The organism is Flexivirga aerilata, from assembly GCF_013002715.1.
In the GTDB taxonomy this organism is placed as follows: Bacteria; Actinomycetota; Actinomycetes; order Actinomycetales; family Dermatophilaceae; genus Flexivirga; species Flexivirga aerilata.
The window spans coordinates 1860577-1885604 of sequence record NZ_JABENB010000001.1 but is presented as its reverse complement, the minus strand read 5'-3'; the positions used below and the strand labels follow the sequence as shown (position 1 = coordinate 1885604).

The following is a 25028-nucleotide window of genomic DNA, read 5'->3' as shown; positions in this document are numbered from 1 at the left end:
TTCGCAGTCCTCGACGATGCAATCTGATAGCTCGAGAGACATGCCGCCATAACCCAACTGGTCTTGGACGTCATATCCGCAGCGACATAACTTCGAAGCATCTTGATGCGCTCCGAAGGAGAGACGATGGTCGCAGTCGACGCAGCGCCGGAAGCACGACCGTCCAGGACGACCGGCGTGTTGCTCGGTGTCGTGCGCGTGCTCGCGGTGATCCAGGTCGTCGCCGTCATGGGGCAGGCGTCGTTCGCCGGACTCTTCCTCAGCGGCCGTTACGACATGCTCGGCCTGCACCAGCACGGCGCCGACCTGGTCTGGTACGGCGGCCTGCTGCAGCTGCTCCTCACCCTCGGGTTCGGCTGGTCGAGCCACTCGTGGGCCGCCGCGGGTTTCACCGCGCTGATCGTGATCGCCGAGACCGCCCAGTATTTCGCCGGCGTCGCCGGCGCGCTCTACCTGCACATTCCACTCGGGGTCAGCATCGCAGTCGGCGTCGTCCTCTTCGCCGTGTGGATCTTCCGGTGGAAGCGTCCGTCCCGCTCGTCGGAGCAGCCATGACCCACATGTCACGCCGCATGTTCGTCGGTGGGGTCGTCGGCGCGGGCCTGACCGTCGGCGCGGGGGTCGGTCTGCCGGCAGTCATCGGCTCGGGCAGCACCGGGCACCTGGTGCGCAGTCAGCTGAAGCTTCCGGCGCCGTACAAACTCCCGCTCCCGATCCCGCCCGTCGCCCGGCCGGTCAGCAGTGGGTCCGACCATGACAGCTACCGCATGGTGCAGCGCGAGGCGATCGCCGAGATCCTGCCGGGTGTGCAGACCCCGATCTGGGGGTATGACGGGAGATTTCCCGGGCCGACGATCGTCAGCCGCAGCGGCCGCCGCACCGAGGTCGAGCACGACAACCAGCTGCCGGTGCCGACGGTTGTCCACCTGCACGGAGCACGCACGCCTGCCGAATCCGACGGATATCCAACCGATCTGGTCCTGCCCCGTAACGGTTGGGCGGCCTCCGCACCCATGGGCGACCAGCTCGCGAAGCTCACCCGCGGCTCGCGGCGTTATGTGTATCCCCTGCAGCAGCCAGCCGCCACCCTCTGGTACCACGATCACCGGATGGACTTCACCGGCCCCGCGGTCTACCGCGGCCTGGCCGGATTCCATCTGGTCTCCGACGACCACGAGCAGGGGCTCGGGCTGCCCTCCGGCGTCCGCGATCTGCCGCTGGCGATCGCCGACCGCGCATTCGCCGCCGACGGCCAGTTCGCCTACCCGTCGAAGGACCCGACGCTGACCCGCACACCGGGTGTGCGGGAGACGTATATCGAGGGCGTGTTCGGCGACGTCATCCTGGTCAACGGTGCACCCTGGCCTGAGCATCCGGTCGACGCTGCCCGGTATCGCCTGCGAATCCTCAACGCGTCCAATGCTCGTCGCTACGACCTCGCGTTCCGGGTCGACGGCAAGCCGGTGCCGTTCGTGCAGATCGGCGCCGATCAGGGCCTGCTCGACCGGCCACGAGAGCATCAGCACCTCGTCATCGCACCGGCCGAACGATTTGACCTCGTCATCGACTTCGCAAAGGTCCGGGTAGGCGCCAAGGTGGAACTGGTCAACTCCCTCGGCAGGGGAACTACCAGCCGCGTCATGCGCTTCAACGTCGTCCGTCGCGCGGCCGATGAGAGCCGGATCCCAGCTGCGCTCAGACAGATCCAGCCGCTTCAGCGCTCGGATGCCACAGTGACCCGGGAGTTCTCGTTCCGCGCGGGCAAAGTGCACGGTGGCCACGCCGGTTGGGTGATCAACGGCCGCCCCTTCGCCCCGGACTACTTCGCTGCGGAGCCAAGACTGGGCGCGGTCGAGATCTGGCGCTTCATCACCGACTTGCACCACCCGATCCACCTGCACCAGGTCGGTTTCCAGGTGCTGTCCCGTGGGGGCAAGCCGCCGGGAGCCTTCGACACAGGCGTGAAGGACACCATCGACCTGCGTCCTGGCGAAGCCGCCGAGGTCATCACCCGATTCGACGCATACCGAGGTCGATTCGTCTTCCATTGCCATAACTCCGAGCACGAAGACATGGCCATGATGGCCAACTTCAAAGTCATCTGATCAGCAACTCTCAACGAAAGGCAGAGCCATGCCCAGCACAATTGTGATCGTGGGCGCCAGCCTCGCCGGTGCCCACGCCGCCAGTGCGCTGCGCGACCGTGGTCACGACGGCGCTATCGTCCTCGTCGGCGCGGAGTCGCACCTGCCGTATCAGCGGCCAGGTCTGTCCAAGGGATACCTTCGGGGCAAGGACGGACACGAGGAGCTGCTGGTGCACCCCGAGGATCGCTATCGGGAGTTGGCCGTCGACCTCCGTCTTGGCACCCGGGCGACCGCGATCGACACCGCCTCGCAGCGCCTGTCCGTGGATGACGGCGACGACATCGCCTACGATCAGTTGCTCCTCGCGACCGGCGCTCGCCCGCGCATCCCTGCGTTGCCCGGGATCGACCTGGACGGCGTGCACTACCTTCGCACGATCGACGACTCCGACGCGCTTCGCGCACGTCTCGCGCCCGGAGTGCACCTGACCATCGTGGGTGCGGGTTGGGTGGGGTCGGAGGTTGCGGCCACGGCCCGTTCGCTGGGGGCTGAGGTGACAGTGCTCGATCCGCTGACAGTTCCACTCGAGTCTGTCCTGGGCGCCGAAATCGGCCGGGCGTTCGGTGTCCGGCACACCGACAACGGAGTGGACTTGCGCGCCGGTCGGCTCGTCACCGGCATCGACGGCAAAGGCGGCCGCGTCACGGGGGTCCGCACCGACGGTGGCGACGTCATCGAGACCGACCTGGTGTTGGTCGCCGTCGGCGCCGAGCCCAACACCGAACTGGCCGAGCAGGCGGGCATCCGCGTCGACCGCGGCGTCCTGGTCGACGACCGACTACGCACGAGCGCACCCGAGGTGTACGCCGCTGGCGACGTCGCGAGGGCGGACCATCCTCGCTACGCGGAGGCCATCCGGGTCGAGCACTGGGACAACGCGATGCAGCAAGGCGGCTTCGCCGGCTCGTCGATGCTCGGCGCTGACGGCGTCTACGAGCGGGTGCCTTACTTCTTCTCCACCCAGTATGACGTGACCATCGAAGTCACCGGCCGCCCCGATGCGACGCACCGGTTGGTCCTGCGGGGCGACCCCACCGATAGCAGTTTCATGGCCTTCTGGTTGCAGGACAATGTCATTCAGGCCGGTCTCAACGCGAACTCCTGGGGCGCCGCCGACACGATCCGCGGGTTGATCGAGAGTCATGCCCAGGTCGATGCGGTCGCCTTGGCCGACGAGTCCGTGCCACTGGACGAGCTCGGGCAGCAGGTCACGACACCGTGACCGACACCGAGTGATAACCACTCGACCCGTCGGGCGCGGGCGGCGCCACCACCGAGCTTTGCACCTGCCCGACGGCGTCGATCGCCCGCACGGTGAGCGTGTGGTGCCCGGGCGTCGCAGACCACTCGTAGACCCACTGCCGCCATACGTCCGCGCCGGCGGAGGTGCCGAGGCGAGCGTCCTGCCAGTCGCCGGAATCGACTCTCACCTGGACCTTTTCGATGCCGGTGTGCTGATGCCAGGCGACGCCGGCAACGGCGATGGTGCCCACCTTCAGCTTGGCGCCGCTGCGGGGCACGTCGATGCGCGACGATGTCTTGACCGGCCCCTTCGCCGACCAGCCGCGCGGCGTCCAGTAACCCATGTCCCTGGCGTAGGTGGTGACCTTGAGCTCGGTGAGCCACTTGGTCGCGCTCACATATCCGTAGAGCCCCGGCACCACAAGACGCACCGGGAAGCCGTGCTCGGCCGGCAGCGCCTCGCCGTTCATCGCGACGGCGATCAGCGCGTTGCGGTCGTCGGTGAGTGCCTCGATCGGCGTGCCGGCGGTGAAGCCGTCGACGCTCCGGGACAGCACCATGTCGGCGCCGGGCCGCACCCCGGCCTGGGCGAGGAGTTCGCGCACCGGCCACCCGGTCCAGATCGCGTTGCCATTGAGACTTCCGCCAACCTCGTTCGACACGCACATCAGCGTGACCATGGCTTCCTGCATCGGCTTGGACAGCAAGGTCTGCCAGTCGATTTCGACCTCACGGTCGACCATGCCGGTCACCCGTAGCCGCCAGCTCGCCGGGTCGACCTGCGGCACCGTGAGCGCGGTGTCGATGCGGTAGAAGTCCGCGTTGGGTACGACGAACGGCGTCACCCCGGACACCCCCACGGAGGCGCCCGGCGGCACCGCCACCGGGCGCGCGACGCGAGGCACCCGGAACGCCCGGCGCGCGTCCTGGACCGCGCGTGCCCCGGTGCTCCACGCCCGCCCGGCGAGACCGAGGACCACCGCGCCGAGCGCGGCCCCTCCGCCGAGCAGCAGCGCACGCCGCCGGTCGAGCGCCACGACGCGGTCGTCGGAAGCCTTGGGCGCCAACAGGTTTCGCCGCCACTGCGAGAGCACGCCAAGGCCGGCGACCGCCCCGACCAGCAGGGGTAGGACGTCGAGCACGCCCGCGTGCGGACGTGACGTGACGGCTGCGGCAGCCACCGCGACCAAACCCACGAAGACCACCAGCGTCATCGTGAAGCGGGTGCGCGCCAGCCACCCGATCAGCAGACTGAGCAGCACCAGCACGACCGCGATGCCGCCGAGCAGCACCTGCTTGTCGTGAGTGCCGAAGGTGTCGACGGCGAAGGTCTTCAGCCAGGGCGGAGTGCGGTCGATGAACGCGCCGCCGACGGCGAGCACCGGCGACGGGGTGCCGTTGCTCCACCCCATGCGCTGCACGACACCGGCGAGAAACTCCGCGATGCCCACCGTGACGACACCGGCGAGCAGGCCGCCGAGTGGTGCGAGCGCCCACGACGGCGTGATGGTCGGTGCCTTCTGGTGCATGCCTCGATCGTGTCACGCGTTCCTGGCAGGAGCCGCAGGAACGCTGCTCGGGGCCGCTGCCATGGCCGGCTGCTCAGGAGCCGGTCAGCACCTCGGCCAGGTCGGCGCGCAGCGCGTGCAATGCCTTGGCGCGGTGCGAGATCGCGTTCTTCTCCTGCGAGTCCAGCTCGGCGAGGGTCCGGCCGTCGGGCAGCTCGAAGATCGGGTCGTAGCCGAAGCCACCCGCACCCCGCTGGTCGCGGGTCAGCCGGCCGTGCAGTTCGCCGAAGCGCACCCGCTCCGTGCCGTCCGGCAGGGCGAGTACGACGCAGCACACGAAATGCGCGGCGAGTCGCTCGGCGTCGACGTCGCCGGTCTGCGCCAGCAACAGGTCGATGTTCGCCTGGTCCGCGCCGTGCGCGCCCGACCAGCGTGCCGAGAAGACACCCGGGCAGCCGCCGAGCACGTCGACGGCAAGACCTGAATCGTCAGCAATCGCAGGCAGACCCGTGGCCTTGGCGACCGCGTGCGCCTTGAGCGCGGCATTCTCCTCGAAGGTCACGCCGGTCTCCACGACGTCGTCCACGTCCTCGAACGACGCGACCGACACCACCTTCACGCCGGCGAGTTCGGGCACGGACGCGACGATCTCCTGCATCTCCCGCAGCTTGCCCGCGTTGCGGGTGGCGAGCACGACCTCCCTCACGTCGAGGTCATTCACTGGAGGCGCTCCCGCGCGGGCGCGTCGAGGGCCGCCTGCTGGAGCGTGGTCAACTCGGCGATGCCCTTCTCCGCGAGACCGAGCAGTGCGTCCAACTCGGCCCGGTCGAACGGCGCGCCCTCCGCGGTGCCCTGCACCTCGACAAAGCGGCCCTCGCCGGTCATCACGACGTTCATGTCGGTCTCTGCGGTGGAGTCCTCGGGGTAGTCGAGGTCGAGCACCGGTGTGCCCTTGACGATGCCGACGCTCACCGCCGCGACCGACCCGGTCAGCGGCTGTGCCTTGGCGGCGATCAGTCCGCGTTTGCGGGCGTCCTCGACGGCGTCGGCGAGCGCGACATACGCACCGGTGATCGACGCGGTGCGAGTGCCGCCGTCGGCCTGCAGCACGTCGCAGTCGACGACGATGGTGTTCTCCCCCAACGCCTTCAGGTCGATGATCGCGCGCAGCGACCGGCCGATCAGCCGGGAGATCTCGTGGGTGCGGCCGCCGACCTTGCCCTTGCGGGCCTCACGGTCCGAGCGGGTGTTGGTCGACCGCGGCAGCATCTCGTATTCGGAGGTGACCCAGCCGCGGCCCTGACCCTTCATCCAGCGCGGCACACCCTCGGTGAAGGACGCCGCGACCAGCACCCGGGTGCGCCCGAACTCGACCAGCACGCTGCCCTCGGCGTGGTCCAGCCAGTTGCGGGTGATCCGCACCTTGCGGAGTTGGTCGGGTGTGCGTCCGTCGTGGCGGGCTGCGTCGTTCTCGCTCATGCCGACCAGGGTAGAGAGGTCGGCCGCCGCCAAATGCGCTGGGCCGCGAGCGCGAGCGTCGTTACCGTGCTCGGTATGACCGCGATCGAGACCGTCCGCACCCGCCTTCGAACGGACCTGCTGCAGGCGATGCGCGATCGCGACGCCGACCGGGCCCGCACGCTGCGCGGCGCGCTCTCCGCCATCGACAACGCGGAGGCGGTCCCGACGGAGGCGAAGGCCGGGGCCATCAAGCAGGCGTCGGTCGGCGCGGGCACGACCGAGGCTGCCCGCCGGGAGCTGACCGCTGACGACATACGAGCAGTTCTGCAGGACGAGATCAGTGAACGGCGTTCGGCCGCAACCGAATACGAGGCGGCTGCGCCCGACCGGGCGGCGCGCCTGCGCACCGAGGCCGAGACGCTCTCGGCATACCTCTCAGATCTCGTATGACGCGAGCGGCTGCGCGAGTTCGACCTCGCCCGGCCAGACAGCCGCGGCCTGGTCGTGGCAGCACTGCGGGTCGTTCCACGGTGGGATGTGCGTGAGCATGAGTCGCTTGACTCCTCCGGCGGCCACGGCCGCCTCGGCGGCGCGGCGGCCGGTCAGGTGCACGCCGACGACCTCGTCGTCGCGGCCCTCGCAGAAGGCCGAATCCATCAGTGCCACATCGGCATTGGCGAGCAACGGTGTCAGCGCGGGGGTGCTGTCGGTGTCGCCGGTGTAGGCCAGGACCGCGCCGTCCGCCTCGACGCGCAGCCCGAACGCGGTCACCGGGTGGTTGACTCGGTAGGCGGTGACGGTGAACGGGCCGACCTCGAAGGATCCGCCGTCGACCAGGTCACGGAAGTCGAACTCCGGCCGCAACAGGTCGGGGTCCTCGGCCTCCTCGTCGGTGACGCCGGCCGCGCGCGCCGCACGCAGGTCAGTGCCGGGCGGCCCCCAGACCGGCACCGTGAGGGGCTCGTCGGACTGCGGGTGGTAGCGGTAGATCACGTGCAGCCCCGACAGGTCCGCGCAGTGGTCGGGGTGCAGGTGCGAGATCACGATCGCGTCGAGCGCGGCCGGGTCGAGGAAGCGCTGCAGCACCCCGAGGGCGCCGTTGCCGAAGTCGAGCAGGAGGTGCCAGTCGCGGCCCTCGTGCCGCGCCTGCACCAGATAGCAGGACGCCGGGGACTCCGGGCCGGCGAACGACCCGGAGCAACCGATGACGGTCACCTTCATGACGCCCCCGCCTCGACCCCGACGTGATGGAAGTTGTTGCGGAAGACGTGGTCGAACTCCGGACCCAGACCGAGGAATCTCCTTGACAGCTTTCGGAATTCGTCGGTGTCCCCAGTAGTGGTGAAGGAGTGGCCGGGCGGCGGCAGCGCGTCGTCGCGCAGCAGGTCGCCGTCGGCGAGGACGCGGTAGAGGTCCTTGGCCGTCTCCTCCGCGGAGGACACGAGCGTCACGCCGTCACCCATGACATAGGAGATGACGCCGGTGAGCAGCGGATAGTGGGTGCAGCCGAGCACCAGGGTGTCGACCTCGTCGCGTTGCAGCGGCTCCAGGTAGGCGCGGGCGCACTCGATGAGCTCGGGCCCGGCGGTGATCCCGGCCTCGACGAACTCCACGAAACGCGGGCACGGCACGCTGCGCACGTGCAGGTCGGGTGCGGCGGCGAACGCGTCGATGTAGGCGCCGGACTGGTGGGTGCCCCGGGTCGAGATCACCCCGACCCGGGCGTTGCGGGTGGCGCGCACGGCGCGGCGTACGGCGGGACGGATCACCTCGACGACCGGCACGTCATAGCGTTCGCGCGCGTCGTGCAGGACGGCCGCCGACGCGGTGTTGCAGGCGATGACGAGGGCCTTGACGCCGTGGGCGACCAGCCGGTCCAGGCACTCCAGCGCGTAGGCGCGCGCCTGCCCGATCGGCCGCGGGCCGTAGGGCGCTCGGGCGGTGTCGCCGAGGTAGGCGATCGACTCGTGCGGCAACTGATCGAGCACCGCACGAGCGACGGTCAGACCGCCGTACCCGCTGTCGAAGATCCCGATCGGCGCGTCAGACACGATGTCCAGGGTAAAACCTCGGCGACGCCGGGATGACCATTCGGGGCGTCAGTCCGATCACACCGGCTCAGTCCTCGTCGTGCCGGACGAAGATGTTGTCGAGCACGCCGATGTCGCTCACCTCGACCTCGACGCGCTGGCCCGGCTCGACCGGGCCGACGCCCTCCGGGGTGCCGGTCAGGATCACGTCGCCGGGCAGCAGCGTGAAGGCGTGGGACGCGTAGGAGATCAGCGTCGGGATGTCGAAGATCAGGTCGGCGGTGGTGCCGTCCTGCACGGTCTCGCCGGCCACTCGGGTGCGCACCCGCTGGGCGGCCGGGTCGAGGTCGGTCTCGATCCACGGCCCGAGCGGGCAGAAGGTGTCGAAGCCCTTGGCGCGCGCCCACTGGCCGTCCGGCTTCTGAAGGTCGCGCGCGGTGACGTCGTTGGCGCAGGTGTAACCGAAGATCGCGGTGCGTGCCTCGTCCGGGCTGACGTCCTTGCAGAGCCGGCCGATGACGACCGCGAGCTCGCCCTCGTAGTCGACGCGCTGCGACTGCGGCGGCATCACCACCGGGTCGCCGGGACCGACCACCGCGGTGTTGGGGATGAGGAACATCAGCGGCTGCTTCGGCACCTCGTTGCCGAGCTCGGCGGCGTGCTCGGCGTAGTTGCGGCCGATGCCGATGATCTTGGAGCGCGGGATCACCGGCGCGAGCAGCCGCACCTCATCGACCGTGGTGGTGACTCCGGTGAGCTCGATCTTGGTGTAGAGCGGGTCGCCGCTGATCTGGGCGATCTTCTCGCCCGCCCCGTCGACCAGCCCGTACGTCGGATCGTCACCCGTGGTGTATCTCGCAATGCGCACCCGTCAACCCTAGTGCGTATGACGGGGGTCGTCAGTCGCGACGGCGGCGGGTGCGGACCAGCGCTCCACCGGCGAGCGCCGCGGCTCCGGCGGCCGCCACTCCGGCGCCGACGAGCAGCCCGTCGTTGCTGCCGCCGGTCTCGCCGCCGTCGGTGATGATCGGCGGCCCGGTGGTGGTCGACGTCGCAGTCGAGGTCGCAGTGTTGGTCGTGCTGCTGGTCGACGTCGCGGTGCTGGATGACGTGCCGGACGAGCTCGGGGTCGGGCTGCTCGGCGCCGCCGGGATCGCGGCGATGACCGCCTTGGCCACGACCGGGTAGCCGAGGTCGTTGGCGTGGATGTCCTTCTGGGCGCACATCCAGGTCCACTCGCAGATCCGCGCGACGTTGAGCGGCAGAGCGCCATACGGGGCAACGGTTTTCGTTGTAGTGAAGTCGGTGCTGGAGAACGCGGTCGCGACATCGGCGACGGGGGCGTTGATGCCCTTGGCGGCGCCCTCGATGGCGCCGTTCAGCTGCCCCTGCAGCTGCACGGACGCCTTGGCCAGCGCCTGCCCGCTGGTTCCGGTGAGCCAGGCGGCGAGGAAAGGGTTGTAGTAGTTGGCGACGACGATGCGGGCGTTGGGCACGGCTGCGCGGAGCTTGCCGAGGATCTTCGGCATGTCCGCGGACACCTCGCCGAGGCCCTTGATCACGCACGGCAGATCGACGTTGCTGGTGGTCGCGCACTTCTGCACGTTGTTGGCGCCGATGTCGATGGTGACGAGGCTGACCTTCGGGTGCGCCTTGAGGTAGGCGACCGCCGCGTCGACCTGGTTGCCCTGCGGGTAGCTGCACTTGCCGCCGGCGAGCATCGTGGTGGTGGTCTCCCCCGAGCAGGCGAGGTTTTGCAGCTGCAAGCCGGGCTCGGTCTGCTGCAGGTGCGCGAGGACGTCCCCGACATAACCGCCGGTCTTGTCGTCGCCCTGCCCCGGCTGGTAGCCCGCGGCGAGCGAGTCGCCCAGTGCCAGGTAGTAGCCGCCGGTCGACGGCGCGGCCGCAGCAGCCTGCGCGAACGCCGCGGCGCCGCCCGCCGATGCCGCCGCCAGTGCCAGGGCGCTTGCCACCCGCAGAGCACGAGACATGGATTTCCTCCCGGAAGTGAGCCGAATCACGGTTACTCTGCCACGTTTACGCTGGTCCGGATGGCTGATCTGCAGATCCTCGCGCCCGGGGTATGGCGCCCGCTCGCCCGCGCTCACGAGCGGCGTGTCGACGACCTCACCTGCGGTCACCGCGAACGCGCCGCCGGGGGCCGCGCCCACCCGGTCGAGGACTTCCTCTTCACCTATTACTCGCACCGGCCGCGGCTGCTGCGACGGTGGCCCCCGGGCGCCGGGACCGCGCTCATCGAGGCGCCCGAGCACACCGGCTGGAAGTTCTACCGCTCGTATGACGGCGCGGTGTCGCTCGACGCCCGCGCCTTCCTCGACGCGCGCGGGAGCACGGTGCGGTTCGTGCGTTCCCTGCTGGCCTCGACCGCCGAACGCCCGCCGAGCCTGGGCTGCTTCGGGCTGCACGAGTGGGCGATGGTCTACCGGGCGCAGGACATCCGGCACGAGGCGTGGCCGTTGCGCCTCGGGCAGGACGGCACGGACGAGGTCGTCGAGCGGCATACGGTCCGGTGCTCGCACTACGACGCGTTCCGCTTCTTCACCGACGACGCCAGGCCGCGCAACACCCTGGCCCCGTCGCGGGCGACGCAGGTCGCCGACGAGCAGCCGGGCTGCCTCCATGCCGGCATGGATCTCTACAAGTGGGCCTACAAGCTGACTCCCGCGCTGCCGAGCGAGCTGGTCGCCGACTGCTTCGAGTTGGCCCGTGACGTGCGCACCCTCGACATGCGGGCGTCGCCGTACGACCTGCGCGAGCTCGGCTACCTGCCCGTGCCGATCGAAACGCCGGAGGGCAAGGCCGAATATGTCCGCCAGCAAAGGGCATTCACTGACCGGGGCCAAGCGTTGCGGGCGCGGTTGATCAGCGCATGCGACGCCCTGCTCACGTCCTCGGCAGCACTCCCTGCTTGAGCAGCCCGTAGCTGAACGAGTCGACGAGCGCGGTCCAGCTGGCGTGCACGATGTTCGGGGCCACCCCGAGGGTCTGCCAGCTGTCCTTGCCGTCGCTGGTCTCGATCAGCACGCGGGTCGTCGCGTCGGTGCCGTGCGCGGCGTCGAGGATGCGCACCCGGAAGTCGATCAGCTCGAAGGTCGCAAGCTCCGGGTAGGCGTCGGTCAGCGCCTCGCGCAGCGCGTGGTCCAGCGCGTTGACCGGACCGTTGCCCTCGCCGGTCGCGACGACCCGCTTGCCGGCTGCCCTCAGCTTGACCGTCGCCTCGGACAGTGATGGTGACCGGTCGCCGGATTCGGTGATGATCCGCCAGGATTCGGCGTCGAAGTAGTCGAGTTTGTCGCCGGTGACCTCCTCGCGCAGCAGCAGCTCGAACGACGCGTCGGCGGCGTCGAAGGTCCAGCCCTGCTGCTCCAGCTCCTTCACCCGGGCGACGACGCGGCCGAGCAGCTCGGGCTGCCCGGTGAGGTCGTAGCCGAGCTCCTTGCCCTTCAGCTCGATGCTCGCGCGGCCGGCCATGTCGGAGACGAGGGTGCGCATCGAGTTGCCGACCAGCGACGGATCGGTGTGCTGGTAGAGGTCCGGGTCGACCTTCAGGGCGGAGGCGTGCAGGCCTGCTTTGTGCGCGAAAGCGCTTGCCCCGACATACGGTTGGCGGCTGTAGGGCACCACGTTGGTGACCTCGCTGATCGCGTGCGACAGGTGCAGCGCCTGCCGCAGTCGCTCGGGCTCGACGACCTCGCGTCCCTGCTTGAGCTGCAGGTTGCTGACCACGGTGACGAGGTCGGCGTTGCCGGTGCGCTCGCCATAGCCGTTGATCGTGCCCTGCACGTGGCTGGCGCCGGCCTCCACCGCGGCGAGCGAGTTGGCGACCGCGCACCCGGTGTCGTTGTGGCAGTGGATGCCGAGGCGCGCCTGCGTGCCGGCGATGACCTCGCCGACGACGTCGGTCACCTGAGGCGGCAGCATGCCGCCGTTGGTGTCGCAGAGTGCGATGACCTCGGCGCCGGCGGCTGCGGCGGTGCGCACGACCTCCAGTGCGTATGCCGCGTCGGCACGATAGCCGTCGAAGAAGTGCTCGGCGTCCAGGAAGACCGAACGCCCCTCTCCCACCAGGAAACTCACGGTGTCCTGGATCATCGCCAGGTTTTCCTCCGGCGTGGTGCGCAGTGCCTCCGTGACGTGCCGCGAGTGGGACTTGGCCACCAGCGTGACGACGTCGGTCTGCGCGTCGAGCAGCGCGCGCACCTGCGGGTCGTCGGCGGCGACCGCCCCGGCCCGCCGGGTGGAGCCGAACGCCGCGAGCTTGGCGTTGCGCAGGTCGAGCGCGGTGCGGGCCTGCCGGAAGAACTCGGTGTCCTTGGGGTTGGCGCCGGGCCAGCCGCCCTCGATGTAGCCGACGCCGAGCTCGTCGAGGTAGGCCGCAATCGCGAGCTTGTCCGCGACCGAGAGGTTCAGCCCCTCCTGCTGCGCGCCGTCCCGCAGCGTCGTGTCGTAGACGTGGAAGTCGCTCATTGCCTTGTCCTTCAGGTGTTTTCGTCGCGGTGTCTTCGGTGGCCGCGTCGGCCGGTCCTCGGCTTCGCGTCGGGTGTGGGTGGCCCGGACACGAAAAAACCTCCCGGGGTAACGGGAGGTTGCGCGTCGGACCGGGTCCGACGCGCTAGCTGATAATGACCTGTGCGGTGGTGACCGTGGTCAGTGCTGAAGCCACGGTCGTAGCTTGCCACTGCGCGTCCGGTGCGCGGAATGGGTGTCTCGAATATCAGGACGCCGCGCGATACCAATCTTGGTAGCGACAGCGTTCGGAGAAGATGCCTACCCAACAATCCACGACAAAGCCGCTGCACTCCTACACTCGATAACGCGCAATCCCGCGCTCATTGACGGCAACAAGCGCCTCGCGTTGACGGCGACCATCGCCTTTTGCGGCATCAACGGCTACCGCTTCGTCCTTAGCAACGACGAGGCGTACACCCTGATCATCGATGTCACCACTGGTGCCCTCGACGACATCCCCACACTGGCCGCGCGCGTAGAGCGATCAACCGCGCCCTGGACCTGACGACTGCAGCCCCTCCAGCACCTGCGCCACCCCGTCCTCGGCATTGCTCGGGCAGACGTGATCGGCGGCGGCGCGCACGTCGGGGTGCCCGTTGACCATTGCGTATGACGTGCCGGCCCAGCGCAGCATCGGCAGGTCGTTGGGCATGTCGCCGAACGCCCACACGTCGGCCGCGTCGACGCCCCGAGCCGTGCACCACCGCGCGAGCGCGGACGCCTTGGTGACGCCGGCCGCAGCGATCTCGGCCAGCCCGCCGGCGCCGGAGTAGGACACGACGGCGCGGTCGCCGACCAGCTCGGCGACCCGGTCGAGGAACCACTGCTCCGGCACCTGCATGCTCCGCGCGAGCAGCTTGCCGACCACCGCCGAGTCGGCGAGGTCGTCCATCGGGGCCCGCACCGCGTCCGCCGGCACCCACTGGGAGTGCAGATCCGGATAGGCGTCCTCCATGTGCAGCCCGTCGGCGAGTTCGGCGGCGAAGCCGACTCCGGGCAGCTCCGCGCGCAACTCGGCCACCAGCTCGCACACGAGCGAACGCTCGATCCCTTGTGATTGCAGGAGGGTTCGGTTGCTCACGTCATACACGAAGGCGCCGTTGGCACAGATGGCGAGGCCGTGCGCGCCGACGATGTCCTGCAGCGGGTGCAGCCACCGCGGCGGCCGGGCGGTGACCAGCACCGACTCGATGCCGAGCGCGGGCAGCCTGCTCCAGGCGGCCGCGGTGCGCGGCGAGACCGTCCCGTCCGGTGCCAGCAGCGTGCCGTCGAGATCGCTGGCGACCAGGCGGGGACGTTTCACCGACTAGACCAGGCGCGTCATCCAGCCGCGGGTGTCCTCGGCGCGGCCGTACTGGATGTCGAGCAGGGTCGACCGGATCTTGGTGGCGATCTCGTCGGTGTGACCCTCGCGGCGGTGGTCGACCGAGCCGCCGTCCCACCGGAGCTCGCCGACCGGCGTGACGACCGCGGCGGTGCCGCAGGCGAAAATCTCTGCCAACTCACCGTTTTCGGCGGCGTCCTTCCACTCCTGGATCGGGATGCGGCGCTCCTCCGGCGACAGGCCGAGGTCCTTGGCGAGCTCGAGGATCGAGCTGCGGGTGACGCCTTCGAGGATCGTGCCGGTCAGCTCCGGAGTGACGATGCGGCCGTCCTTGTAGACGAAGAAGAGGTTCATCCCGCCGAGTTCCTCGATGTAGGTGTGCGTCGAGGAGTCCAGGAACACCGCCTGGTCGCAGTCGTGGGCGATGCCCTCGAGCTGGCCGGCGAGCGACGAGGCGTAGTTGCCGCCGCACTTGGCGGCACCGGTGCCACCCTCGCCGGCGCGGGCGTAGTCGGTGGAGATCCAGAGCTTGACCGGTTTGATCCCGTCGCCGCCGAAGTAGGCGCCGGCCGGGGAGGCGATGACCGAGTAGGTGACCTTGCGGGCCGGCCGGACACCGAGGAATGCCTCGGAGGCGAACATGAACGGCCGCAGATAGAGCGAGGTCTCGGCACCGCCGGAGGCGTCCGGCACCCAGGCCTGGTCGATCGAGACGATCTCGCGCAGCGACTGCAGGAAGTCCTCCTCGGGCAGCTGCGGCAGCGCCATACGGGTGGCACTGCGCGCGAACCGGGCGGCGTTGGCCTCCGGGCGGAAGGTCCAGACCGACCCGTCGGCGTGCCGGTAGGCCTTCATACCCTCGAAGATCTCCTGCGCGTAGTGCAGGACGGCGGCCGCCGGGTCGAGCTGGAAGGGGCCGTATGCCGCGACGCTCGCGTCGTGCCAGCCCTTCTCGGCGTCCCACTCGATGCGCACCATGTGGTCGGTGAAGTGGTCACCGAAGCCGGGGTTGGCGAGGACCTCCTGACGCTGCGCGTCGCTTGCGCGATCGGCGCGCTCGGTGACGGTGAACTCCAGGGCCATGGCAACCTCCGACGGTTCCGGGACGTAGTACTAGGTCTTCCTACTAAGGGTAGAGCTACCGCCGGAGGGTGCTGCGCGGCGGTGTGGCCGCCGCGACGGCTTGCTATCCGATGCGGGCGGCGATCGCGTCGCCCACCTCGCTCGTGGTGCGGGGCTGCTCACCTCGCGCCGCGAGATCGGCAGTGACCGCGTCCTCGATGCGCTGGGCCTCGGCGTCGCGCCCGAGGTGGGACAGCAGCAGCGCGACCGAGAGGATCGCCGCGGTCGGGTCGGCCTTGCCCTGCCCGGCGATGTCCGGTGCCGAGCCGTGCACCGGCTCGAACATGCTCGGCGCGGTGCGGTCGGGGTTGACGTTGCCGGATGCTGCCAGGCCAATGCCACCGGTGACGGCCGCGGCCAGGTCGGTGACGATGTCGCCGAACAGGTTGTCGGTGACGATCACGTCGAACCGGCCGGGGTCTGTGGTCAGGTAGATGGTCGCCGCGTCCACGTGGGCGTAGTCGTGGGTGACGTCGGGGAACTCCGTGCCGACCTCCTCGACCGTGCGCCGCCAGAGGTGTCCGGCGTGGGTGAGCACGTTGTGCTTGTGCACGAGCGTCAGCTTCTTGCGGTCGCGCGCCTGGGCGCGGGCGAAGGCGTCGCGCACCGCGCGCTCTGCGCCGAACCGGGTGTTGACGCTCACCTCGGTCGCGAGCTCGTGCGGGGTGCCGACGCGCAGCGCGCCACCGTTGCCGGTGTAGGGACCTTCGGTGCCCTCCCGCACGACGACGAAGTCGATACCGTCGGGTGCGACGCGGTCGACGTCGAGCGGCGATGCGGTGCCCGGGTAGAGCTTGGAGGGCCGCAGGTTGATGTAGTGGTCGAGCTCGAATCGCAGACGCAGCAACAGGTTTCGCTCGAGCACGCCGCTCGGCACACTCGGATCGCCGATCGCGCCGAGCAGGATCGCGTCGTGGCCGCGCAGCTCCTCCAGCACCGAGTCGGGCAGCGTCTCGCCGGTCGCGTGCCAGCGCTTGGCGCCGAGGTCGTAGTCGGTGCGCGCGACCTTCGCGTCGGAGACGGCGTCCAGCACCTTCAGACCTTCGGCCACCACCTCCGGCCCGATCCCGTCGCCCCCGATGACCGCCAGATTGATCGTGTCGCCTGCTGTCGTCATGCCGCCACCATAGGCGCGCGTCTCGCCATACGATATCTGAGTCTTGTATGCCGGACAGTCGCTCGCGGACAGCAGGAAGCCCGGGTGACCGTTGCGGTCACCCGGGCTCGGGCGTGCGAGACGAGCGGACTCAGTCGGACTCAGTCGGACTCAGTCGCGCAGGTCCATCGACTCCTGCAATGCGCGGCGGGCGTCCTGCTGCTCTTCGGTCATGTCATCCTCCGGGGGATCTCGGGTCGGCTCATCCCCCAAGTTCGGGAGCCGAACGGTGTTGCGAATAAAGGAAATTGCGAGTGGTCAGCGCAGCGCGGGTTCTCCGCGGCGAGGGGCTGACCTAGAGCTCGCCGCGGCTGGGAATGAGGATGATCCACCGCGTCATAACGTCGAAGAGTACGCCGCGTCGTCCACTTCGCGATACCCAATTCCCACGATGCGGACGCGTCCACCGGCCCAACGACGAAGGACCGCGCTGCTGTCAGCGGGCGGAGTAGAACTGCCCGCTTCCGCGCACCGCTCCGGGCCTCACTCCTACCTCGCTCGTGTCCTCGCGCTGCTGTCAGCGGGCGGCTGAACCCTCGACGTAGTCCGTGTCCGTGTCGTTGTCCTTCAGCCAGCTCATCAGGCCGCGCAGCTCCTTGCCGGTCTTCTCGATCGGGTGCTGCGCGCCCTTCTCCCGGAACGCCTTGAACTCCGGTGCACCTGCGTCCTGGTCGTCGATGAAGCGCTTGGCGAAGGTGCCGTCCTGGATGTCCTTCAGCACCGCCTGCATGTTCTCCTTCACGTGCGGGTCGATGACGCGCGGGCCGGAGACGTAGTCGCCATACTCCGCGGTGTCCGAGATCGACCAGCGCTGCTTGGCGATGCCGCCCTCGATCATCAGGTCGACGATCAGCTTCAGCTCGTGCAGGCACTCGAAGTAGGCGACCTCCGGCTGGTAGCCGGCCTCGGTCAGCGTCTCGAAGCCGTACTGGATCAGCTGGGAGGCGCCACCACAGAGCACCGACTGCTCACCGAACAGGTCGGTCTCGGTCTCCTCGGTGAAGGTCGTCTTGATGCCGCCGGCGCGCAGGCCGCCGATCGCCTTGGCATACGACTTCGCCAGGTCCCATGCCTTGCCCGACGCGTCCTGCTCGACCGCGAGCAGCACGGGCACCCCACGGCCGTCGACGTATTCGCGCCGGACGATGTGACCGGGACCCTTCGGCGCGACCATCAGCACGTCCGAGTCGGACTTGGGCTTGATGTAGTCGTACCGGATGTTGAAGCCGTGCCCGAAGACGAGCGCCGCGCCCTCCTGCAGGTTGGGCTCGATCTCCTCGGTGTAGAGGGTGCGCTGCACCTGGTCCGGAGCCAGGATGACGACGACGTCGGCCTCCTTGACCGCGTCGGCGACCGGCACCACCCGCAGGCCTTCGTTCTCGGCCTTCTCCTTCGACGTCGAGCCGTCACGCAGGCCGATGCGCACATCGACGCCCGAGTCGCGCAGGTTGAGCGCGTGGGCGTGGCCCTGGCTGCCGTAGCCGATGACGGCAACCTTGCGACCCTGGATCACCGACAGGTCGGCGTCGTCGTCATAGAACATCTCGGCCACTGGAATCTCCTTGTTGTGTTACGTGAACTTCGTTGGGGCAGAAAAGTTTTCAGGCGGTCTTGCGACCGCGGTCGGTGATCGACTTGCCACCGCGCCCGACCGCGACGAGACCGGACTGCACGATCTCGCGCACGCCGTAGGGCTCGAGGACGGCGAGCAGTGCGTCGAGCTTCTCGGGGGTGCCGGTCGCCTCGATGACCACCGAATCGAGACCGACGTCGACCACGTTGCAGCGGAACATCTGGGTCAGCTGCACGATCTCGGCGCGGGTCGTCGCATCGCAGCGGACCTTGATCAGCACCAGCTCGCGCTGCACCGAGGCGCTGGTCTCGAGCTCGACCACCTTGAGCACCTCGACGAGCTTGTTGAGCTGCTTGGTGACCTGCTCCAGCGCGGTCTCGTCGACGTCGACGACGATCGTCATACGGGACATCTCGGGGTGCTCGGTCGGACCGACCGCGAGCGAGTTGATGTTGAACCCACGCCGGGAGATCAGCCCCGAGATGCGTGCGAGCACACCGGGTTTGTCCTCCACCAGCACGGACAGGGTATGACGCGCCATCAGCGCTCCTCCTCCTCGATGATCACGGTCTCCTCGCTGATCGCGGCGTCGTCGTCGCGGTCCCAGACCGGCGTCATCGCGCGCGCGGTGGTCACCAGGTCGTTGGAGACACCGGCCGGCACCATCGGCCACACCATGGCGTCCCGCTCGACGACGAAGTCGATCACCACCGGAACATCGTTGATCTCCAACGCCTTTGCGATGGTCGCGTCGACATCCTCCGGCTTCTCGCAGCGCAGACCCACACACCCGTAGGCCTCGGCGAGCTTCACGAAGTCGGGCACCCGTGACTCGCCGATCGCGGTGTGCAGGTCTGTGTTGGAGTAGCGCTCGTTGTAGAACAGCGTCTGCCACTGACGCACCATGCCGAGGCTGGAGTTGTTGATGATCGCGACCTTGATCGGGATCTTGTTGATCACACAGGTCGCCAGCTCCTGATTGGTCATCTGGAAGCAGCCGTCGCCGTCGATCGACCAGACGGTCCGGTCGGGTTCGCCGACCTTCGCGCCCATCGCGGCCGGCACCGAATAGCCCATGGTGCCGAGGCCACCGGAGTTGAGCCAGGCGTTCGGCCGCTCGTACTGCACGAACTGCGCCGCCCACATCTGGTGCTGGCCGACGCCCGCGGCATACACCGCGTCCGGGCCGGACAGGGCGCCGAGCCGCTCGATGACGTACTGCGGGGCGATCGCGGTCGCGCCCTCGGGCGTGGTGTAGCCGAGCGGGAAGGTGCGGGTCCAGCCCTTGGTGCGCTGGCGCCACGCCTCGTAGTCGCCGCCCTTGCCGGCCTCGATGTCGGCACGCAGGGTGGTTGTCAGGTCGCGGATCACCTCGCGGGCGTCGCCGACGATCGGCACGTCGGCGGCGCGGTTCTTGGAGATCTCGGCCGGGTCGATGTCGGCGTGAATCACCTTGGCACCGGGGGCGAACGACGCCAGGTCACCGGTCACCCGGTCGTCGAACCGGGCACCGAGCGTGATCAGCAGGTCGGCCTTCTGCAGCGCGGTCACCGCGGCGACCGACCCGTGCATGCCCGGCATGCCGAGGTGCAGCGGGTGACTGTCCGGCACGGCGCCACGGGCCATCAGCGTGGTCACCAGCGGGATGCCGCTGAGGTCGACCAGCTCGCGCAACTCCTCCGACGCCCCGGCCCGGACCACCCCGCCGCCGAGGTAGAACACCGGGCGCTTCGCCTCGCGGATCAGCTTGGCGGCGGCCTTGATCTGCTTGTGGTGCGGCCGGGTGACCGGCTTGTAACCGGGCAGTTCGACGTCGGCCGGCCACTCGAAGCGGGTCTTGGCGACGAGCGCGTCCTTGGTGATGTCGACCAGCACCGGCCCCGGGCGACCGGTCGAGGCGATGTGGAAGGCCTCCTTGACCGCCGCCGGGATCTCGGCGGGGTCGGTGACCAGGTAGCTGTGCTTGGTGATCGGCATCGTGATGCCGCGGATGTCGGCCTCCTGGAAGGCGTCCGTGCCGATCGTGCGGGAGTTGACCTGCCCGGTGATCGCGACCAGCGGCACCGAGTCCATGTAGGCGTCCGCGATCGCGGTCACCAGGTTGGTGGCGCCGGGACCGCTGGTCGCCATACACACCCCGACCTTGCCGGTCGCCGAGGCGTAGCCCTCGGCCGCGTGCCCGGCGCCCTGCTCGTGCCGCACCAGGATGTGCCGCAGGTTGACCGAGTCCAGCAACGGGTCGTATGCCGGCAGGATCGCACCGCCGGGGATCCCGAATACGACCTCGACCCCCACCGCCTCGAGCGCGAGGACGAGGCTCTGCGCTCCGGTCACTTCCTGGACGGCAGCCTGCGTCGAGGACTTGGCCGCCACCTCTGCCGGGGTCGGGATCTGTGTTGTCACGATGTCGTCCCTCGTGGTTCGTTAACGGACGTTGAGCACAAAAAAACCCTCAATCCCGATGTCGGGTAGTGAGGGCTGGCGCGCTAGCTGAGTCGTCGAATCAGCTTGCGCGCCTGGGAAGTACGAGAATTCGTGCCACGCGGACAGTCTCCGCCGCCGACCGAGCGGAGGTCAACATTCTGAGACGCACGTCTCGGAATGTGGACCATCCGCTCGGCCGCAGGCATCAGTCGCAGACCGCCCCGCCGCTCGCGCTGCCGACGAGCTTGCGGTACTTCGCGAGCACACCGCGGGTGTATTTCGGCTCCGGCTGGGTCACCCCGGCCGCCCGCCGACGGTCGAGCTCGTCCTCGTCGACGAGCAGGTCGAGGGTCGCGCCGGCGACGTCCAGTCGGATGGGGTCGCCGTCCTGGACGAACGCGATCGGCCCCTCGTCGACCGCCTCCGGCGCGACGTGGCCGACACAGAGCCCCGTGGTGCCTCCGGAGAACCGGCCGTCGGTGAGCAACAGCACGTCCTTGCCGAGACCGGCACCCTTGATCGCGCCGGTCACTGCGAGCATCTCGCGCATGCCGGGCCCGCCCTTGGGGCCCTCGTAGCGGATCACCACGACGTCGCCCGCCTTCAGCGAGCCGTCCTCGACAGCGTCCATCGCGGCACGCTCGCCGTCGAAAACCCTTGCGGTGCCTTCGAATACGTCACTGTCGAAACCGGCCGACTTCACCACGGCACCCTCGGGCGCGAGCGAGCCCTTGAGGATCGTCAGGCCGCCGGTCGGATGGATCGGCTCGTTCATCGCGCGCAGCACCTTGCCGTCGGTGTCCGGCGGTGCGATGTCGGCGAGGTTCTCGGCGACCGTGCGGCCGGTGACCGTGAGGCAGTCCCCGTGCAGCAGGCCCGCGTCGAGCAGCGCGCGCATCACGACCGGCACACCACCGACGCGGTCGATGTCGGTCATGACGTATTGCCCGAACGGCTTCACGTCCGCCAGGTGCGGCACCTTCGAGCCGACCCGCTGGAAGTCGTCGATGGTCAGCTCGACGTCGGCCTCGTGGGCTATCGCGAGCAGGTGCAGGACCGCGTTGGTGGAGCCACCGAAGGCCATGACGACCGCGATGGCGTTCTCGAACGCCTCCTTGGTCATGATGTCGCGCGCGGTGATGCCGCGGCGCAGCAACTCGACGACGGCCTCGCCCGACTTGCGCGCGAACCCGTCGCGCCGCCGGTCGGTGGCGGGCGGCGCCGCGGACCCGGGCAGCGACATACCGATCGCCTCGGCCACCGACGCCATCGTGTTGGCGGTGTACATGCCGCCGCAGGCGCCCTCACCGGGACAGATGGCCCGCTCGATCGCGTCCACGTCCTCGCGACTCATCCGGCCGGCGGCACACGCCCCGACCGCCTCGAACGCGTCGATGATCGTGACCTGCTTCTCGCTGCCGTCGGAGAGCTTGGCGATGCCCGGCAGGATCGAACCGGCATAGAGGAAGACACTGGCCAGGTCGAGCCGCGCGGCGGCCATGAGCATGCCGGGCAGCGACTTGTCACAGCCCGCGAGCAGCACCGACCCGTCGAGGCGTTCGGCGTTCATCACCGTCTCGACCGAGTCGGCGATGATCTCGCGCGACACCAGCGAGAAGTGCATGCCCTCGTGGCCCATCGAGATGCCGTCGGAGACGCTGATCGTGCCGAACTCCAGCGGGTAACCGCCGGCCGCGTGCACGCCTTCCTTCACCGCCTGGGCGAGCCGGTCCAGCGACAGATTGCAGGGGGTGATCTCGTTCCACGAACTCGCCACTCCCACTTGGGGTTTGGCGAAGTCGTCGTCGCCGAGCCCTACCGCGCGCAGCATCCCTCGCGCGGCGGTCTTCTCCAGACCGTCGGTGACGTCGCGGCTACGGGGCTTGGGGTCCGGCGTGTCGGTCATGTGGGCATCGTATGCCCGCGTCCACCTGTTGGGACGGCGGTCCCATCAATCGGACGCATCGTCGCTGCGCGCGGTGTGCACGGCGACGAGCTCGGCGGTGCCGGCCGCGAGTTCCTTCCACGGCGCCTCGACCTCGAGCACGCCCGCGGTGCAGGTCGGGAAGCCGCTCGCCATCGCGAGCTTCTCGTCCTCGTCGCCACGTCCCTCGCTGAGCGTCGCGGCCAGACCGGGTATGCCGGGGGCGTGCCCGACGAGCGCGACCGAGCGCGCCGACTTGCCCTGCTCCCGGATCACCCCGATCAGGCGCTCGACCGAGGCGTTGTAGATGCGGGGGTCGTGCTCGACGAGCGCCCCGAGCTTGCCGCCCTCGACGATGCCGGCCCACGTCTCGCGGGTGCGGGTCGCGGTCGAGCAGAGGACGAGGTCGACGCTGATGCCGCGTTCCTTCAGCCAGGCACCCATCGCCTTGGCATCCGCGACTCCGCGTGGCGTCAGCGGGCGCTCGTGGTCGGCCTCGGCGGACTCGGGGCTCGCGGCCTTCGCGTGCCGGATGACGATGAGCTGTCGGGGTGCGGTCATACCGACGAGGATGTCACTTCCTGGGTCCGCGCTGTGGACTCGACCCGCTGCTCCCGCCGTGTCGCCCGGACCTGCGCGCGGGAGCCGCGCGATGCCGTCCGGGCCGGCTGCGGGTGGCCGCGGGCGCATTGACGCCGGCGAGCACGACGACCAGACCGCCGAGCACCAACCACCAGATCAGCGTGCCGAGGGGCAGCGCGAGGCCGTCCGCGGCGAAGTAGGTCAGCTTGCGGACCGCGTCGACCCCTGCCCCACCGGGCAGCCATCGCACGATCCCGCTCCACACCGGCGGCAGCACGGCGAAGCCGTAGGCACCGCCTGCCGACGGTCCGCCGACCGCGACCAGGGCCAGCACCGACACGCCGAGGCCGAACGCGCCGAACAACCGGGTCAGGGCGAGGGTCACGACCGCACCCGTCAGCACGACCAGCGCGCCGACGGCTGCCAGCGAGAGCAGGGCGGCGTCCAGCGCGCCGAGAAATCCGGTCACCAGGAATGCGCCGGAAAGCCCTGCGGCTGCGGCGAATACGACCGAGCCGAGCAGCCACCATGCAGGATGGTGGCGCTGCGGACGGCGGATGATGTCGCGACTGGTCACCAGCAGCGCGGCGAAGAGATAGCCGCTGACCACCCAGCACGTCACCAGGTAGTAGCCGGTCACGCCGCCCGGATCGCCGGGCTGCACGGGAGTGATGTCCTGCGCGCGGACGGTGCGTCCCTGACTCGCCTCGATCTGAGTGATCGCGAGCCGCAACCCGGTGGCCGCGGTCTGACCCTGGGCCGAACTGGTCAGCAGGAGGTCCTCCTGCTGTTGCGGGTCGAACACCAGCACCGCCTGCAGGTCGTCCTGGCGCAACAACTGCTCGGCACTGGCGCGATCGGAGCCGATGTCGGCCCAAATCGGTTCACCGTCAATGGAATTGATCCGATTGGCCATCAGCCCGGCCCAGCCGGCGTCGGGCGACACGACCGTCACCCGCAGACGGTCCGCACCGGACTCGAAGGCCCCGGCATACGTCAGCACGAAGACGGCCTGGACCCCGAGGGCGACGATCGCGAGCCACAGGACCCGGACCCCGATCGTGCGCTGTTTCACCGCACCGTGTTCCGCAGTGGCCGGCCGGCCGCGTAGCCGCCGAGTTCGTCGCGCAGGAAGCGCAGCGCACGGGGCGCGAACGCGGTCGTCGCACCGCCGACATGCGGGGTGATCAGCACGCCGCGGGTGCGCCAGAGCGGGTGGTCCTGCGGCAACGGCTCGGGGTCGGTCACGTCGAGCGCCGCACGCACCCGGCCCTCGGCGCAGGCCTCGACCAAGGCGTCGGTGTCGACCACTCCCCCGCGAGCGACGTTGACCAGCAACGCATTCGGCGGCATCGCGGCGAGAAACTGCGCGTCGACCAGGTGCCGGGTGGTCTCGGTCAACGGCACGATCAGGAAGACGACGTCGTGCTGCGGCAGCAGCGTCGGGAGCTCGTCGATGCCGTGCACCCGGTCGACCAGGTCGTCGCCCTCCCGCGGCGTGGACGCCACCGCGGTCACCTCCACCTCGAAGGCGAGCAGGCGCTGCGCCAGCGCCCGGCCGATCGAGCCGTAGCCGATCACCAGTGCGTGCCGGTCGGCGAGCGACGGGCGGCCCGCCATACGCAGCCAGTCGCCGTCCTCCTGGGCGCGCACCGCCTCCGGGATGCCACGCTCCGCGGCGATCGCCAGGCCGACGGCGAGCTCGGCGGTGGAGGTGTCGTGGATGCCGCGACCGTTGGCTAGCTGGACGCCGTCCGGCAGGTAGGGCACTGCGTGCTCGTAACCGGCGGTGACGAGTTGCACCGCCCGCAGCTTCGGCAGGCCGGCGAGCCGCTCCAGCCGCTTCGGGTTGCTCATGTATGGCGGGACGACCACCTCGATGTCGTCGCGCGGCGCGTCGGACTTCAGGTCCCAGTGCACGACCTCCACCCCGGCGACGTCACGCAGCGGCTCGACCCACTCCTGCTCGGCGATGCTGACCACGACCATGGACTGCACGGTAGCG

24 protein-coding genes are annotated in these 25028 nt (G+C 69.5%); 6 read left to right on the top strand and 18 right to left on the bottom strand.

Features of this window, described 5'->3' with window-relative positions:
• Nucleotides 1-126 precede the first annotated feature (126 nt).
• Genes HJ588_RS08940 through HJ588_RS08930 form a run of 3 tightly spaced genes read left to right on the top strand, consistent with a single transcriptional unit; the run spans nucleotide 127 to nucleotide 3369 of the window.
• Nucleotides 127-555, top strand: coding sequence for a hypothetical protein (locus HJ588_RS08940; protein ID WP_171154122.1), 429 nt, complete (start codon nucleotides 127-129; stop codon nucleotides 553-555).
• On the top strand, nucleotides 552-2105 hold the full coding sequence (locus HJ588_RS08935) for a multicopper oxidase family protein (RefSeq protein ID WP_212755355.1): 1554 nt from the start codon (nucleotides 552-554) through the stop codon (nucleotides 2103-2105). The genes HJ588_RS08940 and HJ588_RS08935 overlap by 4 nt, the downstream gene beginning before the upstream one ends.
• 28 nt (nucleotides 2106-2133) lie before the next feature.
• Complete coding sequence (locus tag HJ588_RS08930) at nucleotides 2134-3369, top strand: NAD(P)/FAD-dependent oxidoreductase (protein ID WP_171154120.1); 1236 nt, start codon at nucleotides 2134-2136, stop codon at nucleotides 3367-3369.
• Here the strand turns inward: HJ588_RS08930 and HJ588_RS08925 are convergent.
• From HJ588_RS08925 to rph, 3 genes are all read right to left on the bottom strand, one after another.
• Nucleotides 3356-4918: a molybdopterin-dependent oxidoreductase gene (locus HJ588_RS08925; RefSeq protein WP_171154118.1), complete on the bottom strand. Its 1563-nt coding sequence runs from the start codon at nucleotides 4916-4918 to the stop codon at nucleotides 3356-3358. The genes HJ588_RS08930 and HJ588_RS08925 overlap by 14 nt on opposite strands.
• A 73-nt stretch (nucleotides 4919-4991) precedes the next feature.
• A complete protein-coding gene (gene rdgB, locus HJ588_RS08920; RefSeq protein WP_171154116.1) occupies nucleotides 4992-5603 on the bottom strand; it encodes an RdgB/HAM1 family non-canonical purine NTP pyrophosphatase in 612 nt (203 codons plus the stop codon).
• An 11-nt stretch (nucleotides 5604-5614) separates the two neighbouring features.
• A complete protein-coding gene (gene rph, locus HJ588_RS08915) occupies nucleotides 5615-6376 on the bottom strand; it encodes a ribonuclease PH (RefSeq protein WP_171154114.1) in 762 nt (253 codons plus the stop codon).
• 75 nt (nucleotides 6377-6451) lie between these two features.
• On the opposite strand from rph, the gene HJ588_RS08910 reads away from it, so the two are divergent.
• Nucleotides 6452-6808 (top strand): GatB/YqeY domain-containing protein, encoded by a 357-nt coding sequence (locus tag HJ588_RS08910; protein ID WP_212755353.1) that lies wholly within the window; start codon nucleotides 6452-6454, stop codon nucleotides 6806-6808.
• On the opposite strand, the gene HJ588_RS08905 is transcribed toward HJ588_RS08910, so the two are convergent.
• The 4 genes from HJ588_RS08905 to HJ588_RS08890 form a co-directional block, all read right to left on the bottom strand.
• Nucleotides 6794-7579 (bottom strand): MBL fold metallo-hydrolase, encoded by a 786-nt coding sequence (locus HJ588_RS08905; RefSeq protein WP_171154109.1) that lies wholly within the window; start codon nucleotides 7577-7579, stop codon nucleotides 6794-6796. The two genes, HJ588_RS08910 and HJ588_RS08905, sit on opposite strands and share 15 nt — an antisense overlap.
• The gene (murI, locus tag HJ588_RS08900; protein ID WP_171154107.1) at nucleotides 7576-8409 is read right to left on the bottom strand and encodes a glutamate racemase; all 834 of its coding nucleotides are present in this window, start codon (nucleotides 8407-8409) and stop codon (nucleotides 7576-7578) included. Before murI ends, HJ588_RS08905 begins: the two co-directional genes overlap by 4 nt.
• A gap of 67 nt (nucleotides 8410-8476) precedes the next feature.
• Nucleotides 8477-9256, bottom strand: coding sequence for a fumarylacetoacetate hydrolase family protein (locus HJ588_RS08895; protein ID WP_171154104.1), 780 nt, complete (start codon nucleotides 9254-9256; stop codon nucleotides 8477-8479).
• A 31-nt stretch (nucleotides 9257-9287) separates the two neighbouring features.
• Nucleotides 9288-10379 (bottom strand): SGNH/GDSL hydrolase family protein, encoded by a 1092-nt coding sequence (locus HJ588_RS08890; protein ID WP_171154102.1) that lies wholly within the window; start codon nucleotides 10377-10379, stop codon nucleotides 9288-9290.
• Between the two features lie 60 nt (nucleotides 10380-10439).
• Here HJ588_RS08890 and HJ588_RS08885 point away from each other — a divergent pair, with 60 nt between their 5' ends.
• A complete protein-coding gene (locus HJ588_RS08885) occupies nucleotides 10440-11321 on the top strand; it encodes a 3-methyladenine DNA glycosylase (RefSeq protein ID WP_171154101.1) in 882 nt (293 codons plus the stop codon).
• Here the strand turns inward: HJ588_RS08885 and cimA are convergent.
• Complete coding sequence (gene cimA / locus HJ588_RS08880; protein ID WP_171154099.1) at nucleotides 11293-12876, bottom strand: citramalate synthase; 1584 nt, start codon at nucleotides 12874-12876, stop codon at nucleotides 11293-11295. The genes HJ588_RS08885 and cimA overlap by 29 nt on opposite strands.
• A gap of 388 nt (nucleotides 12877-13264) precedes the next feature.
• Here cimA and HJ588_RS08875 point away from each other — a divergent pair, with 388 nt between their 5' ends.
• On the top strand, nucleotides 13265-13423 hold the full coding sequence (locus tag HJ588_RS08875; RefSeq protein WP_171154097.1) for a hypothetical protein: 159 nt from the start codon (nucleotides 13265-13267) through the stop codon (nucleotides 13421-13423).
• Here the strand turns inward: HJ588_RS08875 and HJ588_RS08870 are convergent.
• From HJ588_RS08870 to HJ588_RS08825, 10 genes are all read right to left on the bottom strand, one after another.
• Complete coding sequence (locus HJ588_RS08870; protein WP_171154095.1) at nucleotides 13403-14221, bottom strand: Cof-type HAD-IIB family hydrolase; 819 nt, start codon at nucleotides 14219-14221, stop codon at nucleotides 13403-13405. The two genes, HJ588_RS08875 and HJ588_RS08870, sit on opposite strands and share 21 nt — an antisense overlap.
• Nucleotides 14222-14224: 3 nt before the next feature.
• Nucleotides 14225-15325, bottom strand: a complete 1101-nt coding sequence (locus tag HJ588_RS08865) for a branched-chain amino acid aminotransferase (protein ID WP_171154094.1) — start codon at nucleotides 15323-15325, stop codon at nucleotides 14225-14227.
• A 103-nt stretch (nucleotides 15326-15428) separates the two neighbouring features.
• Nucleotides 15429-16481: a 3-isopropylmalate dehydrogenase gene (locus HJ588_RS08860; RefSeq protein WP_171154092.1), complete on the bottom strand. Its 1053-nt coding sequence runs from the start codon at nucleotides 16479-16481 to the stop codon at nucleotides 15429-15431.
• Between the two features lie 556 nt (nucleotides 16482-17037).
• A complete protein-coding gene (gene ilvC / locus HJ588_RS08855; protein ID WP_343036643.1) occupies nucleotides 17038-18072 on the bottom strand; it encodes a ketol-acid reductoisomerase in 1035 nt (344 codons plus the stop codon).
• 49 nt (nucleotides 18073-18121) lie between these two features.
• Nucleotides 18122-18634: an acetolactate synthase small subunit gene (gene ilvN, locus HJ588_RS08850; protein ID WP_171154090.1), complete on the bottom strand. Its 513-nt coding sequence runs from the start codon at nucleotides 18632-18634 to the stop codon at nucleotides 18122-18124.
• On the bottom strand, nucleotides 18634-20496 hold the full coding sequence (locus HJ588_RS08845; RefSeq protein ID WP_425483538.1) for an acetolactate synthase large subunit: 1863 nt from the start codon (nucleotides 20494-20496) through the stop codon (nucleotides 18634-18636). The genes ilvN and HJ588_RS08845 overlap by 1 nt, the downstream gene beginning before the upstream one ends.
• A 226-nt stretch (nucleotides 20497-20722) precedes the next feature.
• A complete protein-coding gene (ilvD, locus tag HJ588_RS08840) occupies nucleotides 20723-22423 on the bottom strand; it encodes a dihydroxy-acid dehydratase (RefSeq protein ID WP_171154087.1) in 1701 nt (566 codons plus the stop codon).
• Nucleotides 22424-22468: 45 nt separating this feature from the next.
• Complete coding sequence (locus HJ588_RS08835) at nucleotides 22469-23002, bottom strand: SixA phosphatase family protein (protein ID WP_212755351.1); 534 nt, start codon at nucleotides 23000-23002, stop codon at nucleotides 22469-22471.
• 13 nt (nucleotides 23003-23015) lie between these two features.
• Nucleotides 23016-24098: a DUF3533 domain-containing protein gene (locus HJ588_RS08830; protein WP_171154083.1), complete on the bottom strand. Its 1083-nt coding sequence runs from the start codon at nucleotides 24096-24098 to the stop codon at nucleotides 23016-23018.
• Nucleotides 24095-25012, bottom strand: coding sequence for a 2-hydroxyacid dehydrogenase (locus tag HJ588_RS08825; RefSeq protein ID WP_171154081.1), 918 nt, complete (start codon nucleotides 25010-25012; stop codon nucleotides 24095-24097). The genes HJ588_RS08830 and HJ588_RS08825 overlap by 4 nt, the downstream gene beginning before the upstream one ends.
• Nucleotides 25013-25028: the final 16 nt, after the last annotated feature.